At 65.6% G+C, this 15,609-nt stretch carries 14 protein-coding genes; 3 read left to right on the plus strand and 11 right to left on the minus strand.

Annotated features, from left to right (window positions below; translation table 11 throughout):
- Positions 1–416 precede the first annotated feature (416 nt).
- Entirely contained in the window at positions 417–707 is a 291-nt protein-coding gene (locus VJV41_RS00150) for a CDGP domain-containing protein (RefSeq protein ID WP_325329858.1), read from the plus strand.
- 30 nt (positions 708–737) lie between these two features.
- Here the strand turns inward: VJV41_RS00150 and VJV41_RS00155 are convergent, their stop codons facing one another.
- Together VJV41_RS00155 and VJV41_RS00160 are read right to left on the minus strand one after the other, a co-directional pair.
- Positions 738–1,850, minus strand: a complete 1,113-nt coding sequence (locus tag VJV41_RS00155; protein WP_325329860.1) for a hypothetical protein — start codon at positions 1,848–1,850, stop codon at positions 738–740.
- Complete coding sequence (locus VJV41_RS00160) at positions 1,850–3,016, minus strand: phosphotransferase family protein (RefSeq protein ID WP_325329862.1); 1,167 nt, start codon at positions 3,014–3,016, stop codon at positions 1,850–1,852. Before VJV41_RS00160 ends, VJV41_RS00155 begins: the two co-directional genes overlap by 1 nt.
- A gap of 46 nt (positions 3,017–3,062) precedes the next feature.
- Between VJV41_RS00160 and VJV41_RS00165 the strand changes: the two genes are divergently transcribed.
- Both VJV41_RS00165 and VJV41_RS00170 read left to right on the plus strand, forming a co-directional pair.
- A complete protein-coding gene (locus VJV41_RS00165) occupies positions 3,063–3,665 on the plus strand; it encodes a TetR/AcrR family transcriptional regulator (protein ID WP_325329864.1) in 603 nt (200 codons plus the stop codon).
- A gap of 6 nt (positions 3,666–3,671) precedes the next feature.
- Positions 3,672–4,358: a PIG-L family deacetylase gene (locus tag VJV41_RS00170; RefSeq protein WP_325329866.1), complete on the plus strand. Its 687-nt coding sequence runs from the start codon at positions 3,672–3,674 to the stop codon at positions 4,356–4,358.
- A gap of 7 nt (positions 4,359–4,365) precedes the next feature.
- On the opposite strand, the gene VJV41_RS00175 is transcribed toward VJV41_RS00170, so the two are convergent.
- From VJV41_RS00175 to VJV41_RS00215, 9 genes are all read right to left on the minus strand, one after another.
- Positions 4,366–5,196 carry an enoyl-CoA hydratase gene (locus VJV41_RS00175; protein ID WP_325329868.1) on the minus strand — a complete coding sequence of 277 codons (831 nt, stop codon included), beginning with the start codon at positions 5,194–5,196 and terminating at the stop codon, positions 4,366–4,368.
- The gene (gene nuoN / locus VJV41_RS00180; protein WP_325329870.1) at positions 5,193–6,779 is read right to left on the minus strand and encodes an NADH-quinone oxidoreductase subunit NuoN; all 1,587 of its coding nucleotides are present in this window, start codon (positions 6,777–6,779) and stop codon (positions 5,193–5,195) included. The genes VJV41_RS00175 and nuoN overlap by 4 nt, the downstream gene beginning before the upstream one ends.
- Positions 6,776–8,341: an NADH-quinone oxidoreductase subunit M gene (locus VJV41_RS00185; protein ID WP_325329872.1), complete on the minus strand. Its 1,566-nt coding sequence runs from the start codon at positions 8,339–8,341 to the stop codon at positions 6,776–6,778. Before VJV41_RS00185 ends, nuoN begins: the two co-directional genes overlap by 4 nt.
- A gap of 73 nt (positions 8,342–8,414) precedes the next feature.
- The gene (gene nuoL, locus VJV41_RS00190) at positions 8,415–10,328 is read right to left on the minus strand and encodes an NADH-quinone oxidoreductase subunit L (RefSeq protein ID WP_325329874.1); all 1,914 of its coding nucleotides are present in this window, start codon (positions 10,326–10,328) and stop codon (positions 8,415–8,417) included.
- Positions 10,329–10,335: 7 nt separating this feature from the next.
- A complete protein-coding gene (gene nuoK, locus VJV41_RS00195) occupies positions 10,336–10,635 on the minus strand; it encodes an NADH-quinone oxidoreductase subunit NuoK (protein WP_325329876.1) in 300 nt (99 codons plus the stop codon).
- Positions 10,635–11,396 (minus strand): NADH-quinone oxidoreductase subunit J, encoded by a 762-nt coding sequence (locus tag VJV41_RS00200; RefSeq protein ID WP_414684843.1) that lies wholly within the window; start codon positions 11,394–11,396, stop codon positions 10,635–10,637. Before VJV41_RS00200 ends, nuoK begins: the two co-directional genes overlap by 1 nt.
- 2 nt (positions 11,397–11,398) lie before the next feature.
- The gene (gene nuoI, locus VJV41_RS00205; RefSeq protein WP_325329879.1) at positions 11,399–11,923 is read right to left on the minus strand and encodes an NADH-quinone oxidoreductase subunit NuoI; all 525 of its coding nucleotides are present in this window, start codon (positions 11,921–11,923) and stop codon (positions 11,399–11,401) included.
- Positions 11,916–13,109, minus strand: a complete 1,194-nt coding sequence (nuoH, locus tag VJV41_RS00210; protein ID WP_414684844.1) for an NADH-quinone oxidoreductase subunit NuoH — start codon at positions 13,107–13,109, stop codon at positions 11,916–11,918. Before nuoH ends, nuoI begins: the two co-directional genes overlap by 8 nt.
- 44 nt (positions 13,110–13,153) lie before the next feature.
- A complete protein-coding gene (locus VJV41_RS00215; protein WP_325329883.1) occupies positions 13,154–15,544 on the minus strand; it encodes an NADH-quinone oxidoreductase subunit G in 2,391 nt (796 codons plus the stop codon).
- Positions 15,545–15,609 lie beyond the last annotated feature (65 nt).

Genomic DNA, 15,609 nt, shown 5'->3' on the forward strand with positions numbered 1-15,609 from the left:
CCCAACTCGCGATACCGACCGGCACGCTGACGCTTGCGAACAGCCCGCCGCCAAGTCCGCATCGCGAACGCGCGATGCCCAAACGAAAACGCACCCGAGCCCAGGACCGCGCCTACCGAGTGGAGTACGAACGCGCCCTCAACCGCGCCCGCCACGCCGCCGACCCACCACCCTTCTAACGCTTGGGCAACGGCTTGCGGGTGGTCACGCCGACGCGATCCAAACGGTGTCGAAGAAATCGTGGGGTTCGCTTCGATGCTCGTAGTCGTATTAATGCTTCGGATGACGACCTCAAAGGCAGCAAAAACCAAGCTACATAAGGGGTAGCGTCATTGGTTGCTGGCTGGGGCCGTCGACGGTATTTGCCACCCCAAGCCCTTGGCAACGCCCCAGCGGCGATGTGATGGGAGGCAATCATGAAGCGCTGCATCGTCGGAGGATTGGCTGCCCTGCTGATGGCCGCCGAGCTGATCGCCTCAGCACCGCCGGCCAGCGCCGGCTGTGAGTACGGAGGACCCTTTATCAGCAAGTGCGATGGACCCGTCCAGCCTGACGGCACCTGGCAACGTTGCGTGGCAGTTGCCCAATTGATTCCTCGCGGCGCCAGTTCCTACCTAGTGCCCATCAAGCGCTGCGATTTGATGGGTCCTGACCAGCCCCTTTGGGATCCCGCCTTCGCCGACCCACTGACGCACATCGACGACTGAGCCGGACCAACCGCGAACCCGCCGGTCTCGTCAGGGAGCGACAGTCAGCCAGTCCGTGAACCCCGAGGGGTCGTGGCGGCCGAGCGCGCCGTGCTCGAATAGCCCCCACCCCTCCGCGGACTTACCGCCGTCGTGGCAGACCGCACGGCCGACGTGGTCGATGACGCCGAAGCCTGATCGGCCGATGATCTCAGGAGAGGTCATGTCATACGTGAGGCGTTCGGTGAAGTTGTCGCCCTTCCACATTCCATGCAACCAGTCCGAGTCACCGCCGTACCCGCCGCCGACGTGAATCGGCACCGGCAGCTTGGATTCCACGTCGAAACGCACAGGGCTGCCGTCGAACGCGGTCGCGTCGATCGTCGCGCCGGTCGGGATGCGTGTGCCGGACTTGTAGTGAATCTTCACCCGCGGCCAGCCGAGCTGCTCGACGCGGCCGTCCTTCCAGATTCGCGTGCAGTCGTTCAAAGACCGGAACCCATGTGGGTCCTCCTGGATGATGATCACGACGCCGAAGTCGTCGAAGGCCATCGGCACGTATAGCCACCACATCCCTTCAAACGGCGGATCGTCGGGGCGGCCGGCGGGTTCGGGTTCGCCGATCGGCCGGATGCCCCACGACCTGTCGCGGCTACCGATCCAGCGGGCGGGGTCGACTGCAATCTGCTCGCCGTCGATCGACAGAGACCCGCTCCACGCGCCGACCTGTGCGAAACGCTGGGCGTTCAAAGTGACCCGGTTCCCGCGCCGCATGATGTGCGGCTGTTCCTGGACGACGTCGAACAACCCGTCCCACGTGAGATCGGCTGCGATGCCCTCGGTTTCGTCCAGGACGATTCGCAGTTTGTGCAGCGGCTCGATGACCTCGACGCGGTAATTGCCGACATGCTGGTTGAGGCGGTCCTGATCGATCGCCCCGCTGAGATGCACAGCCGTCTGCACGTCGCCGCGCCTCACCAACAGAAACGCGTCTTTCACACCGAGGTTCGGGTAGTACCCGATACCCGAGATCACGAAGATGTCGCCGGTCCGGTCGTGCGCGTTGAAGTAGGAGCGGTCGTAAAAGTTGCGATCGCTCGAACCGGGCCACGCAATGGGATGCGGAACCTGGTGTACCGGATATTCATCCATGGGGCCGAGCATCACGCCTCTCCTGTCTGCTCTTCGCGCAAGCGCTCATCGCCCTCGCCGATAAGCCGCCTGAGCACTGGGCCGTGGTAGAACAGCGACTCGACATCGTCGGGCTTCTCGATCTCACCGAAGCGCACCCGCCGCGCGCTGGTCCGCATGAACACGCATGCCCAGATCACCGCCGAATACACGTAGAACCAGTGCAGATCGCCCAGCTCGACTCCGGCCAGCTCGGCATACGTCGCGCGGACATCCGACTCCCGCATGAAATCGGGCAGACCCGGCAATCCGGCCAGGCCGGCGAGTTCCTGAAAGACCATGTGCGCGAAGATGATCCACGCCACATCCATCTCTCGCGGGCCCAGCGTCGCCATCTCCCAGTCCAGCACCGCGACCGGCCGGAAGTCGGAGTACAGCACATTGCCGACGCGGGAGTCGCCCCACACCAGCACCGGCTCGGTTGCCGCGACGTCGGCGGGCCAGTTCGTTTCGAGCCACTCCAGCGCCCGGTCCAGCAGCGCCGAGGAGCCGATATCGGGCACTGCGAACCGATACCACGACTGCAACCAGTCGATGTTGCGCCGCAACGCATTTGGCTCTGACCCCTCGGCGAGGAAGCCGAATGTCGTTGAAGGCTCGGGAATCGAATGCAGTTTGGCGATCACCTCGACCGTCGCATCCTGCAACTCACGCTGCCGGTCGGCCGGCGCATCAGCGAACCAGTTGTTGCCGAACGTGTATGGCATTACGTCGGGCGGCACCTGGCCGTCCACGTAGTCCATCAGGAAGAACGGCGTGCCGAGCACCGAACCCGTCGTTTCGAGCCACCGCACTCGCGGCACGGGGATGTCGGTCTTCTCGGCCACCAGCCGAATCACGTCGAACTGGTGATCCATGCGGTACGACGAGAACACCGGCACGTCCTGCTGCGTGGGCGCCACTCGCGCCACCCATTTCTCTTCGCGCCGCTGGCCACCCTCGTCCCACCGGCCCGTCAAGATGATCGTCTCCGAGGACATGCCGTTCGCGTCGACGCCGCTCTCGACGCTGATCTCGGGCGCAACCCCGCCGGGTAACAGTGTCGACAGCCACCGCGACATCACATTAGGCAACTTGGTGACGTCTCGACTGGAGTGCTGCAGTCGGCTGACGTCTTCGACAGCCGGTTCAGTAGCCATGAGAACTCTTCTTTCGAGCGAGAATTACGATACGGTGGGTAGCGTTATGAAAGCAGACGCGTCATCGATTGACAAGACCCCGGGCGCGGGGCGGCCTCGAGATCCGCGTATCGACGCTGCCATACTGCGCGCCGCAGCGGATCTGCTTGTCGAAATTGGTTATTCGAACCTGACGATGGCCGCTGTCGCCGAGCGCGCCGGCACCACCAAGACCGCCCTGTACCGGCGGTGGTCCAGCAAGGCCGAGCTGGTGCACGAGGCCGCCTTCCCGGCCGCGCCGACCGCCATCGAGACGCCGCCCGGTGACATCGCCGCGGATATCCGGGCGATGATGGCTGCGGCACGCGATGTGTTCACCAGTCCCGTGGTGCGCGCGGCGTTGCCCGGCCTGATCGCCGATATGGCGGCGGACGCCGAACTCAACGCGCGAGTCATGGCGCGTTTCACCGAGCTGTTCGCCGCGGTGCAGACCCGGTTGGCTGATGCCGCCGAGCGAGGGCAAGTACACCCAGACGTCAACCCCGACAGGCTCCTCGAAGTCATCGGCGGCGCAACTCTGCTGCGTCTATTGCTGCAGCCCGACGAGCCCGTAGGAGAGGACTGGGTGGACCAGACCACCGCCATTTTGGTCCACGGTGTGATGGCATAGGAGTCGATGCTCGAAGCGTTTCCGACCGATTGGCGCACTGCGCTGCTTCTCGTGCCGCATCCCGATGATCCCGAGTACGGTTGCTCGGCAGCAGTGGCCAAGTGGACCGCCCAGGGAAAGACCGTCTACTACGCACTGGCCTGTCGCGGGGAGGCGGGCATCGCCGGAATGCCTCCCGAGGAGGCGGGACCGCTGCGAGAGGCGGAACAACTCCGGTCGGCGTCCATCGTCGGCGTGACCGACGTGCAGTTCTGGGACTTCCCCGACAGCGACATCCGCAATACGCGGGACCTGCGCGCCAAGATCGCCGAGACGATCAATGCGCTCAAACCAGACGTTGTGCTGACCATCTACAGCGGTCCGGAGTGGGCGCCAGGTGCACCGAACCAGCGTGACCACATCGAGTTCTCGAATGCCGTTGCGGCGGCTTATGACTTGCTCGCCGACCCGCCGCACTGGTTGTTCGAAAACGGACCGGAGGTCACCCATGCCGAAGTCATCGACGACGTTCACTTCGAGCGTGCGGTGGCATCGCTCGCCGCACACGACGTCTATCTCTCGGTCTTGGATCCCGCCACGCCTGTGATCGAGCAGGCGCGCAAGCAGGTCGACATGACCACGACACCTCGGCCGGAGTACGGCGGGAAACGCACGGTGGAATTCATCCTGAAGCGATCAGTCGAACAAACGTAAATGGCTCCTAATCCTCGGCGTGTCGGGGACTTTCGCGTTCCCCAGCTTGCGCGTGGGCCCCGCTCGCGGAAGGAATCTGTCGCTTGTTGCGCTCAGACACCGCGCGGAATTGGTCGCCGAGTCCGTCGAACTCCCGATGTTGGGCGAAGGCGATCTTCTCCTCGGCCGCCAGCCCCGGCTCGACCACGGCCGCGGCGCCCGTCGTATAGATCTCCTTGAGCCCCAACATGATTGGCCCGGGAACCTCCGCGATCTGTGTGGCGAGGTCGATCGCTCGGTCGAGAAGGCTTTCATGGGCGACGACCTCGGTCACCAGCCCGATCCGCTTAGCACGCGCGGCGTCGACGACCTCACCGGTCATCGACAACCGCCGGGCCATCGCCGCGCCGACGAGGTGGGGGAGCCGCGCGGTCATGCCGCCGCCGGGCAGGATGCCGACCCTGGCGTGGGTGTCGGCGAACACCGCCCGCTCCGACGCGACGAGGAAATCGCAGCCCAGCGCCATCTCCATCCCGCCGGTGAAGCAAGCGCCGTTGATCGCACCGACGATCGGGGTGCGCATCTTCGCGACCGCAGTGATGCAGCTCTGCGACCGGAACTCCTCGAAGTACTTCAGGCCGTCGCGCTGTGCCTCCTTGAGGTCCACACCCGCGCAGAACGCCGGATCGGCCCCGGTGAGCACCACTGCGCGCACCGACTCGTCGGCGTCGGCCTCGGTCAACGCGGCATAGGTGCCCCTGATCAGGTCGCGGCTCAACGCATTTCTGGCCGCCGGCCGGTTCAACCTCAGCACCCGGACCGCGCCGTGGTCGGCGATCAGGACGAGCGGTTCGGTCATGGCAGGAAATGGTTGGCGGTGTTCGCCAGGTCCAGCAACGGCTGCGGCAGTGCCCCGAGGGCGAACGTGACTGCGGCGGTGATCGTGACGACGGCTGTGGTCAGCACGCTGGGCACCACCACCCGCGGTGCGTCGTCGGGTGGCTCGGTGAAGAACATCAACACGATGACCCGCACGTAGAAGTACGCGGCCACGGCGCTGGCGATGACGCCAATGACGACCAGCGGAATCGCGCCGCCCTCGCCTGCGGCCTTGAACACCGCGAACTTGCTGACGAATCCGCTCGTCAGGGGGATACCCGCGAAGGCGAGCAGGAACAGCGAAAACACAATGCCGACAACGGGATATCGCCGGCCCAGGCCGGCCCAGCGGGCCAGCGCGGTGTCTTCTTCGCCTTCAGGGTTTCGTACCAGGCCCACCACCGCGAACGCGCCGACGGTGCTGAAGCCGTAGGCGAACAGATAGAACAGTGTGGACGAGACGCCGGCCTCGTTCTGGGCGATCACGCCGGTGAGGATGAACCCGGTGTGCGCCACGGCCGAATACGCCAGCATCCGTTTGACGTCGTTCTGGGTCACGGCGGTGACGGTGCCGACCACCATCGTCAGGATCGCGATGGCCCACATCACCGGCCGCCAGTCGTCGTGCAGCCCTGGCAGCGCGATGTAGAAGATGCGAAGCATCGCACCGAATGCCGCGATCTTGGTGGCGGCGGCCATGAACGCGGTGATGGGAGTGGGAGCCCCCTGGTACACGTCGGGAATCCACGAGTGGAACGGCACCGCCCCGACCTTGAACAGCACGCCGACGAGCAGCAGTGCCGTGCCGATGAGTGCCAGCGACGTCTTGCCCGACCCGGATGCCACCTTCTCGGCGATGCCCGCGAGATTCAGTGTGCCGGCGTACCCGTACAGCATGGCAACGCCATAAAGGAAGAAGGCCGATGAAAACGCGCCCAGCAGAAAGTATTTCACCGAGGCTTCCTGTGAGAGCAGCCGCCGCCGGCGGGCCAGCCCGCACAGCAGGTACAGCGGCAGTGACAGCACCTCGAGCGCGATGAACATGGTCAGTAGGTCATCTGCGGCCGGGAACAACACCATGCCGCCGATGGCGAACATCGTCAGCGGGAACACCTCGGTCTGCATGACGCCGGCCTTGGTGGCCAGCTTTTCGACGACGCTGCCCGCGACCGCCGACGCTTGCGGGGTGAACGCATCCAGGCCGGGGCCGGGCTCGTCGTCCGCCGGGGCGGGGATGCGCCTTTCGGCGATGAGCAGGATGCCGAGCACGCCGACCAGCAGGATGGTGGCCTGCAGGAACAGAGCAGGGGCGTCGACGGCGACGGCGCCGAGGACGGCCGTGCGTCCGGTGCTGCCGTGCAGGTCCCGGGCGAGCGCGACGACCGCCACGAACGCGGCGACCAGCCCGCCGAGGCTGAGCACCAGTTGGGCGGCGTAGCGCTGCTGACGGGGCAGGAACGCCTCGACGAGTACACCGACGACGGCCACACCGAGGACGATCAGCATGGGGGAGAGCAGACCGTATTCGACGCTGGGGGTGGGCATCTGAAGAGCTTCAGTCATCGTGACGGCCCTTCCGCGATTTTCGGTGCCGGGTCAGGCTGATTGATGGTGGTCAGTGTGTGGCTCACCGCGGGGTTGATCACATCGAGGGCGGGTTTGGGATACACCCCGAGGACCAGGAGTAGCGCGATAAGCGGTGCGACGACGACGATCTCGCGCGGCAGAAGGTCGCGTAGGCGATCGTTGCCGTCCTTGACCGGGCCGGTCATCATCCGCTGGTACATCCACAAGATGTACACCGCGGACAGCACCAGGGCCGTGGCCGCGAAGACCGCGAAGACGGGGTAGCGCGTGAATGTTCCGATCAGGACCAGGAATTCGCTGATGAACGGCGCGAGGCCAGGCAGCGACAATGTGGCCAGGCCGGCGACGAGGAAGGTGCCCGCCAGCACCGGCGCCACTTTCTGCACGCCGCCATAGGCGTTGATCAGGCGAGTGCCCCTGCGCGACACCAGGAATCCGGCGATGAGGAACAGCGCCGCCGTCGAGATGCCGTGGTTGACCATGTAGAGCGTCGAGCCCGACTGACCCTGGCTGGTCATCACGAAGATGCCCAGGATGATGAACCCGAAGTGAGATATCGACGTGTAGGCGATCAGGCGCATCACGTCGGTCTGGCCGATCGCGACGATCGCGCCGTAGACGATCCCGATCACCGCCAGCGTGATGATCACTGGCCGGAAATACATTGAGGAGTCGGGAAAGAGCTGAAGGCAGTAGCGCAGCATGCCGAACGTCCCGACCTTGTCCATCACAGCCATCATCAGCACCGCGCTGGCCGGGGTCGCCTCGACGGCGGCGTCGGGCAGCCACCGGTGGAATGGCCACAGCGGCGCTTTGACCGCGAACGCGAACATGAACCCACCGAACAGCAAGTTCATCACCGCAGGATTCATGCCGAACTGACCGCTCGACACCGCGGCGACGATCGCACGGAAGTCGAATGTGCCTGATTCGAACGCGCCGCTTCCAGCGGTCACCACATACAGGCCGATGACGGCGGCGAGCATGATCAGGCCGCCAAACAGGTTGTACAGCAAGAACTTCACTGCCGCCCTCGAGCGGTTCTCGCCGCCGAAGCCGCCGATGAGGAAGTACATCGGGATCAGCATGGCCTCGAAGAACACGTAGAAAAGCAGCACGTCGAGCGACACCAGCGAGATCAGCACCATGCCCTCGACGGCCAGCGTGAGTGCGAGATACGTGTGCACCGACCGTCCGCGCAGACCGATCTGGTCATCGGCGTCGTTCCAGCCCGCGATGATCAGCAGTGGCACCAGCACGGCCGTGAGGACTACGAGGGCGAGCGCGATGCCGTCGACGCCGAGGATGTATCCGGTGCCGAACGACGGGATCCACTCGTGGGATTCGACGAACTGGTACTGGTCGCCGCCTGGCTTGAATCCGACCGCGACCACCAATGTCACCGCGAGGACGGCGATCGAGATGAGCAGCGCGAGCCATTTCGCCACGGTGCGCGCCGACGCGGGCAGCACCATGAGGATTGCGGCGCCGACCATCGGGATCGCCCACAGGATGGTGAGCCAGGGGACGTTGTTCATGCCTCGACTCCCGCTCGCTCCGGTCCTCGCTCGTTCCTCGCTGCGATCCTCACTCGCGGTCGTCTTCGGAGGTTCATGACCACAGGTTCACCGCCAGGATCGCGGCGACCACAAGGGCCGCTCCGCCCAACATGGAAAGCGCATACGAGCGGGCGAACCCTGTTTGCAACTGCCGGAAGCCGTCCGAGACCCGGCCGACGAGTGCGGCCAGCCCGTTCGCGGCCCCGTCCACGACGTCGTCGTCGATCTCGACGAGACCTTCGGTGAGCAGCTGACCCGGTCGCATGAACGCGCGCTCGTTGAACGCGTCGCCGTAGAGATCCTGGCGCGCCGCGACGGTGAGTGCGGACCCGGCGGGCACTTCTGCTGGGACCGCGCGCATGCCGTACATGCGGTACGCAATCGCGATGCCGGCAGCGACCACCGCCAAAACCACGATTGTGACGACCCACGCGGGCGTGGCGTGCTCCGCCTCGTGGGCGCCGACGACGGGTTCGAGCCAGTGCGCGAGTGTGCCGCCGATCGCGAAGAACCCGCCCGACGCCACCGACCCGACGGCCAACAGGATCATCGGCCACGTCATGACGGCGGGTGACTCGTGCGGATGAGCGACTAGTTGGTTTCCCGTCGCTTCGCTCGCCTCGGAAGTCCAACGCCTTTCGCCGAAGAACGTCATCAGCATCACGCGGGTCATGTAGAACGCGGTGATGCCGGCGCCGAGAATCGCCGCGCCGCCGAGGATGATTCCCTTGGCGCCCCCGGCGCCGAGGGCAGCCTCGATGATGCCGTCTTTCGAGAAGAACCCGGCCAGCGGTGGCACGCCGATGATGGCCAGGTAGCCGAGCCCGAATGTCGCGAACGTGATCGGTACCGCCTTGCGCAGCCCGCCGTAGCGGCGCATGTCCACTTCGTCGTTCATGGCGTGCATCACGGACCCGGCGCCGAGGAACAGGCCGGCCTTGAAGAAGCCGTGGGTGAGCAGATGCATGATCGCGAACGCGTATCCGGCCGGGCCCAGCCCGGCGGCCAGCACCATGTAGCCGATCTGCGACATGGTCGATGCGGCAAGCGCTTTCTTGATGTCGTCCTTGGCGCAGCCGACGATCGCCCCGAAGAGCAGCGTCACCGCGCCGACGATGACCACACCCAACTGTGCGTTCGGCGCGAGGTTGAACACCGGACCGGACCGCACGATCAGGTACACGCCCGCGGTGACCATGGTGGCAGCGTGGATGAGCGCGGACACCGGCGTGGGGCCCTCCATCGCGTCGCCGAGCCAGGACTGCAGTGGCACCTGCGCCGACTTGCCGCACGCCGCAAGCAGTAGCAGCAGACCGATGGCGGTGAGAATGCCTTCACTGAGCCGGGGTGCGGCTGAGAAGACACCCGCAAAGGAGATCGAACCGATGTAGGCGAACATCACCATCAGCGCGATCGCCAGGCCCATGTCGCCGACGCGGTTCACCACGAACGCCTTCTTGGCCGCCGTGGCCGCCGACGGCTTATGCGCCCAGAACCCGATCAGCAGGTACGACGCCAGACCCACGCCTTCCCATCCGACGTATAGGCCGAGGTAGTTGTCGGCCAGCACCAACAGCAGCATCGCGGCGAGAAACAGGTTCAGGTACGCAAAGAACTTGCGCCGCTCGGGATCTTCGGCCATGTAGCCGATCGAATAGATGTGGATCAGCGACCCGACGCCGGTGATCAGCAACACGAAACACATTGACAGCGCATCCAGCTGCAGGCCGAAGTCCACGTGCAGGCCCGCGACCGGCACCCAGGAGAACAGCGCCTCATGCACGATCCGGTCTTCTGCATGACGGCCGAGCATGTCGACGAACAGCACGACGCCTGCGGCGAACGACGCGAGCGCCGCCAGGCAGCCCAGCAGGTGACCCCAGCTGTCGGATCGTCTGCCCGCGAGCAGGAGAATAGCCGCGCCCGCCAGCGGCAGGGCGATCACCAGCCACACCAGAGTTGTCATGGCAGCCTTAGTTTTTCAGCAGACTGGCTTCGTCGACCGAAGCCGAACGGCGGGTGCGGAAGACGGTCATGATGATCGCGAGGCCGACCACCACTTCGCACGCGGCGACGACCATCGTGAAGAACGCCACCACTTGGCCGTCCAGATGGCCGTGCATGCGGGAGAACGCGACGAACGCGAGGTTCGCCGCGTTGAGCATCAACTCGACGCACATGAACATGACGATGGCGTTGCGGCGCAGCAGCACACCGGCCGCGCCGATCGTGAACAACAACGCCGACAGGTAGAGATAGTTGTCAGGATTCATCAGTTGTCACCCTTGCCATTGGTCTCGACGACTGGGCGTTTCTGCAGGATCGCGCTGACCGACAGCTCCGAACCCGTTCCGTCGGGCAGTCGCGCAGGAACGTCGACCGCGTTGTGGCGTGCGTACACACCGGGGTTGGGCAATGTCCCCGCGTGTCCACCCGGCCGGAACCGCTCGGCGGCGAGCTCACGCTGAGTCTTGCGCCGTTCGAAGCGCTCTCGGTGTGCAAGCACCATGGCGCCGAGGGCGGCCGTGATCAGCAGCGCCCCGGTGAGCTCGAACGCCCACAGGTACTTGGTGAAGATCAGCGCGGCCAGTCCCTGGACGTTTCCGTCGGCGTTGGCCTGCGCAAGGCCGGTGAAACCGGCCACCGAGACGTTCCCGATCCCGGCGATGAGCAGTACACCGAAGCCGACACCGGTCACGATCGCCGCGATGCGTTGCCCGCGAATCGTTTCCACGAGCGATTCGGACAGGTCGACGCCGATCAGCATCACCACGAACAGGAACAGCATCATCACCGCGCCCGTGTAGACGACCACCTGCACGATGCCGAGGAAGAGTGCGTCCTGCGCGATGTAGAGCACCGCCAGCGAGATCATGGTGCTGGCCAGGAACATCGCCGAGTAGACCGCCTTCGGCGCGGCCACCACACCGATCCCTCCGACCACCGCGACGACCGCAAGCACCCAGAACAGCACCGCCTCGGATGTCGAGGTATGCCCGGCGGTGTCGGCGGTGAGAGCTGCGAGGTAGTCGATCCTCACCGCACATCCTCGGTAAGCGGCTTGATCTTCCCCAGGTAGTAGTCGTCATCGGTGCTGCCGGGCTCCATCGCATGCGGCGGGGGCTGCATACCCGGCTGCAACGGGGCGAGGAGCTTGTCCTTGCCCCAGATCAGGTCGGCGCGGTTGTCATCGGCCATCTCGTACTCGTTGGTCATCGTCAGCGCACGGGTGGGGCACGCCTCGATGCACAACCCGCAGCCGATGCAGCGCAGATAGTTGATCTGGTAGACGCGCCCGTAGCGTTCGCCCGGCGAGAACCGCTCCTCGGCGTTGTTGTCCGCGCCTTCGACATAGATGGCGTCGGCCGGGCAGGCCCAGGCGCACAACTCGCAGCCGATGCATTTCTCCAGCCCGTCGGGATAGCGGTTCAGCTGGTGCCGGCCGTGATAGCGCTTGGCGACGGGTCCGGGCTTCTCCGGGTACTGCTCGGTGATCTGCTTCTTGAACATCGTGCCGAACGTGACGCGGAAACCCTTCATCGCGTCGAGGAACTTAGGCATCCGCTGGCTCCTTCGTGGCTGATGTCTTTTGGCCGGGCAATGGCGGCACCGGGAAGCCGCCCTCCTGGGCAGCAGGTTCAGGTCGCTTTCGAATGTTTCTGGCCCGCAAGGCTCGCCAGAGTGCGAACAGCAGGATCAAAGCCACGACGATGCCCGCGGTCATCATTCCGGTGGCAGCCGCGTCGTAGCCGTGGGTGCGCAGGCTATGCGTGATCGCGACGATCATGATCCAGACCAGCGACACCGGGATGAGGACCTTCCAGCCCAGCGCCATGAACTGGTCGTAGCGCAGCCGGGGCAGTGTGGCGCGCAACCACATGAAGAAGAACAGGAAGGTCCACACCTTGGCGATGAACCACAGCAGAGGCCACCAGCCGGTGTTGGCGCCATCCCACATGTTGATCGGCCACGGGGCGTGCCAGCCGCCGAGGAACAGCGTGGAGGCCAGCGCCGACACCGTGGTCATGTTGATGTACTCGGCGAGCATGAACATCGCGAACTTCAGCGACGAGTACTCGGTGTGGAAACCGCCGACGAGCTCGCCCTCGGCCTCGGGCAGATCGAAAGGCGCCCGGTTGGTTTCGCCGACCATCGCCGTCACGTACACCAGGAACGACGGCAGCAGCAGGAAGATGTACCAAGTGCCCTGCTGGGCGGCGACGATGCCCGAGGTTGACATGGTGCCCGCGTAGATGAACACCGCGGCGAAGGACAGTGCCATCGCGATCTCGTAGGAGATCACCTGGGCGCTCGAGCGCAGCCCGCCCAGCAGCGGGTAGGTGGATCCCGACGCCCAGCCGGCGAGCACGATGCCGTACACCCCGATCGACGTGACGGCAAGGATGTAGAGCACCGCGACGGGCATGTCGGTCAACTGCAAGGCGGTGCGGTGCCCGAACACCGACACCTCACCGCCCATCGGGATCACGGCGAACGCCAGGAAGGCGGGAACGACTGAAATGACCGGGGCCACAAGGTAGACGAACTTGTCGACCCCGGCGGGAATGATGGCTTCCTTGAGCGCCAGTTTGATGCCGTCGGCCAGCGATTGCAGCAGGCCCCACGGGCCGACCCGGTTGGGGCCGGGGCGCATCTGCATCCACCCGAGGATCTTTCGCTCGAGCAGGATCGCCACGAGCACCGTCAGCACGAGGAAGACGAAGATCCCGAGCGCCTTGGCGAGCATCAGCCACCACGGGTCGTGGCCGAACAGAGTGGGATCCGGGTACCTCACTGCGCTGCCCGCCTGATCGACACCACGGCCCCGGCTGACACCGCGAGCTGTTGATGCACACCGGATCCGACGGCGTTCAGTGGCAGCCAGACGACGCGGTCAGCCATCTCAGTGATAATCAGCGGCAGTGTGATCTCACCCCGATCGGAGCTGACGGTGACCAAATCGCCTTCGGCAGCGCCGATCTCGTCCGCGGTTGCCGCCGACAGCCGAGCGACGGGCGGTTGAGCGGTGCCAGCGAGGTGCGGTTCGCCGTCCTGCAGCCGCCCCGCGTCGAGCAGCATCCGCCAACTCGCGAGCACGGCCTGCCCCGGATCGAGTGATGACGGGCGTTCCGGCGACACTTGTGGAGCCTCTGGCCGCGTCCCGCCCCACTGCCCGAGGCGGGCCATCTCCTCGCCGGCGGCCAGTGCCGTCGGCAGGGCGAGGTCGACGCCGATCTCGTCGGCCAGAAAGTTCAGCACTCGCAGGTCGGGGTAGGCGTTGGTCTGCAGGGACGGCTCGAACGGGCGAATCCGCCCTTCCCAGCTGACGAATGAACCGGCCTTCTCCACCACCGGTGCCACCGGGAACACCACGTCGGCCAGCGCTGTCACCGCGCTCTCGCGCAGTTCCAGACTGACCACGAACGGCGCGGCGTCGACCGCTGCAAGCGCGAGGTCGGGATCGGGCAGGTCGGCAAGCTCGACTCCGCCGATCAGCAGCGCCCCGAGTTGGCCGTCGCGTGCCGCGGCAAGAATGGCTGTGGTGTCACGGCCGTCGGCGGTCGGCAGCTCGCCGACGTTCCAGGCTGCGGCGGTCTGCTCGCGGGCCGACGCATTGCCCAGCGGGCGGCCGCCGGGCAACAGGCCCGGCAGTGCACCGGCTTCGACGGCACCGCGTTCGCCTGCTCGCCGCGGTATCCAGGCCAACCGAGCACCGGTGGCGGCTGCCAATCTGCTTGCCGCCGAGAAGGCTCCGGGGGAGTCGGCGAGTCGCTCGCCGACGAGGATCAGAGCGCCGGGGAGTTTCAGATGCACGTCATCGGCCAGGCTGTCCAGTGCGGCGGCCTCGCCACCGGGCACACACTCGATGAGCGTGCCGTTCATCTTTGTCAGCCCCCGCGTCGCGAACGGGGCGATCGATTTCACCTGCAGCGCGTTCTTGCGGGCCGCCTTGCGCAGCCGCAGGTACACGATCGGCGATTCCTCTTCGGGCTCGAAGCCCACCAGCAGCACGGCCGGCGCACTCTCCAGGTCCGCATAGGTGACCGTCATCGGCTGGCCGGCGATGTGCGCGGCGAGGAACGCGACCTCCTCATCGCTGTGTCGGCGTGCGCGGAAGTCGATGTCGTTGGTGCCGAGCACTATTCGCGCGAACTTCGAGTAGGCGTAGGCGTCCTCAACGGTGGCCCGCCCACCAACAAGGACACCGGCGCTGCCGTTCGCGGCTGCCAGCCCGGCCCCAGCGACGCCGAGGGCTTCCGACCAGGATGCCGGCCGGAGCTTGCCATCCTCGCGAACGAGCGGGGTGGTGATGCGGTCACCGACCGTCGTGTAGGTGAACGCCCAGCGGCCCTTGTCGCAGTTCCACTCCTCGTTCACCTGCGGATCGTCACCGGCCAAGCGGCGCATCACTTTTCCGCGCCGGTGGTCCGTGCGCTGGGCACAGCCGGACGCGCAGTGTTCACAAACGCTGGGGCTGGACACCAGGTCGAACGGCCGGGCGCGGAACCGGTAGGCGGTGCCGGTGAGCGCGCCGACCGGGCAGATCTGCACGGTGTTACCGGAGAAGTAGGATTGGAACGGCTCGTCCGGGGCGATGCCAACCTGTTGCAACGCACCGCGTTCCAGCAGCTCGATGAACGGATCGCCGGCGATCTGCTGGGAGAACCGAGTGCAACGCGCGCACAACACGCAGCGTTCCCGGTCCAGCAACACCTGCGACGAGAGGTTGATCGGCTTCGGGAAGGTTCGCTTGACGTCCTCGAAGCGCGTTTCCGCACGGCCGTTGGACATCGCCTGGTTCTGCAGCGGGCATTCTCCGCCTTTGTCGCAGATCGGGCAGTCCAGCGGATGGTTGATCAGCAGCAGCTCCATGACGCCCTGCTGTGCTTTGTCCGCGGCCTCGGAGGTGTACTGAGTACGCACGACCATGTCCGGGGTGACCGTGGTCGTACATGATGCCAGCGGCTTGCGTTGCCCTTCGACTTCGACCAGACATTGCCGGCAGGCGCCGACCGGATCGAGAAGCGGGTGGTCGCAGAATCGCGGGATCTGGACGCCGATCAATTCGGCGGCGCGAATCACCAAGGTGCCCTTGGGCACACTGACTTCCACGTCGTCGATGGTCAGATTGACCATCTCGACGGGTGCGGCGGCGGTGCCGGTGTCAGCGGTCTGCGTCATCTAGGCACCCACTCCCTTTTCTCTGCCGAGCAGACGTAAAAGTCCCCGACACGCCGAGAATTTTG

Source organism: Mycobacterium sp. (genome assembly GCF_035274705.1).
Lineage (GTDB): Bacteria > Actinomycetota > Actinomycetes > Mycobacteriales > Mycobacteriaceae > Mycobacterium.

What these genes read in the sequence shown, in the direction of transcription:
- VJV41_RS00150 (WP_325329858.1), top strand. Translation starts at nt 417, where the DNA reads ATGAAGCGCTGCATCGTCGGAGGATTGGCTGCCCTGCTGATGGCCGCC.
- VJV41_RS00155 (WP_325329860.1), bottom strand. Translation starts at nt 1,850, where the DNA reads ATGCTCGGCCCCATGGATGAATATCCGGTACACCAGGTTCCGCATCCC.
- VJV41_RS00160 (WP_325329862.1), bottom strand. Translation starts at nt 3,016, where the DNA reads ATGGCTACTGAACCGGCTGTCGAAGACGTCAGCCGACTGCAGCACTCC.
- VJV41_RS00165 (WP_325329864.1), top strand. Translation starts at nt 3,063, where the DNA reads ATGAAAGCAGACGCGTCATCGATTGACAAGACCCCGGGCGCGGGGCGG.
- VJV41_RS00170 (WP_325329866.1), top strand. Translation starts at nt 3,672, where the DNA reads ATGCTCGAAGCGTTTCCGACCGATTGGCGCACTGCGCTGCTTCTCGTG.
- VJV41_RS00175 (WP_325329868.1), bottom strand. Translation starts at nt 5,196, where the DNA reads ATGACCGAACCGCTCGTCCTGATCGCCGACCACGGCGCGGTCCGGGTG.
- nuoN (WP_325329870.1), bottom strand. Translation starts at nt 6,779, where the DNA reads ATGACTGAAGCTCTTCAGATGCCCACCCCCAGCGTCGAATACGGTCTG.
- VJV41_RS00185 (WP_325329872.1), bottom strand. Translation starts at nt 8,341, where the DNA reads ATGAACAACGTCCCCTGGCTCACCATCCTGTGGGCGATCCCGATGGTC.
- nuoL (WP_325329874.1), bottom strand. Translation starts at nt 10,328, where the DNA reads ATGACAACTCTGGTGTGGCTGGTGATCGCCCTGCCGCTGGCGGGCGCG.
- nuoK (WP_325329876.1), bottom strand. Translation starts at nt 10,635, where the DNA reads ATGAATCCTGACAACTATCTCTACCTGTCGGCGTTGTTGTTCACGATC.
- nuoI (WP_325329879.1), bottom strand. Translation starts at nt 11,923, where the DNA reads ATGCCTAAGTTCCTCGACGCGATGAAGGGTTTCCGCGTCACGTTCGGC.
- nuoH (WP_414684844.1), bottom strand. Translation starts at nt 13,109, where the DNA reads ATGCTCGCCAAGGCGCTCGGGATCTTCGTCTTCCTCGTGCTGACGGTG.
- VJV41_RS00215 (WP_325329883.1), bottom strand. Translation starts at nt 15,544, where the DNA reads ATGACGCAGACCGCTGACACCGGCACCGCCGCCGCACCCGTCGAGATG.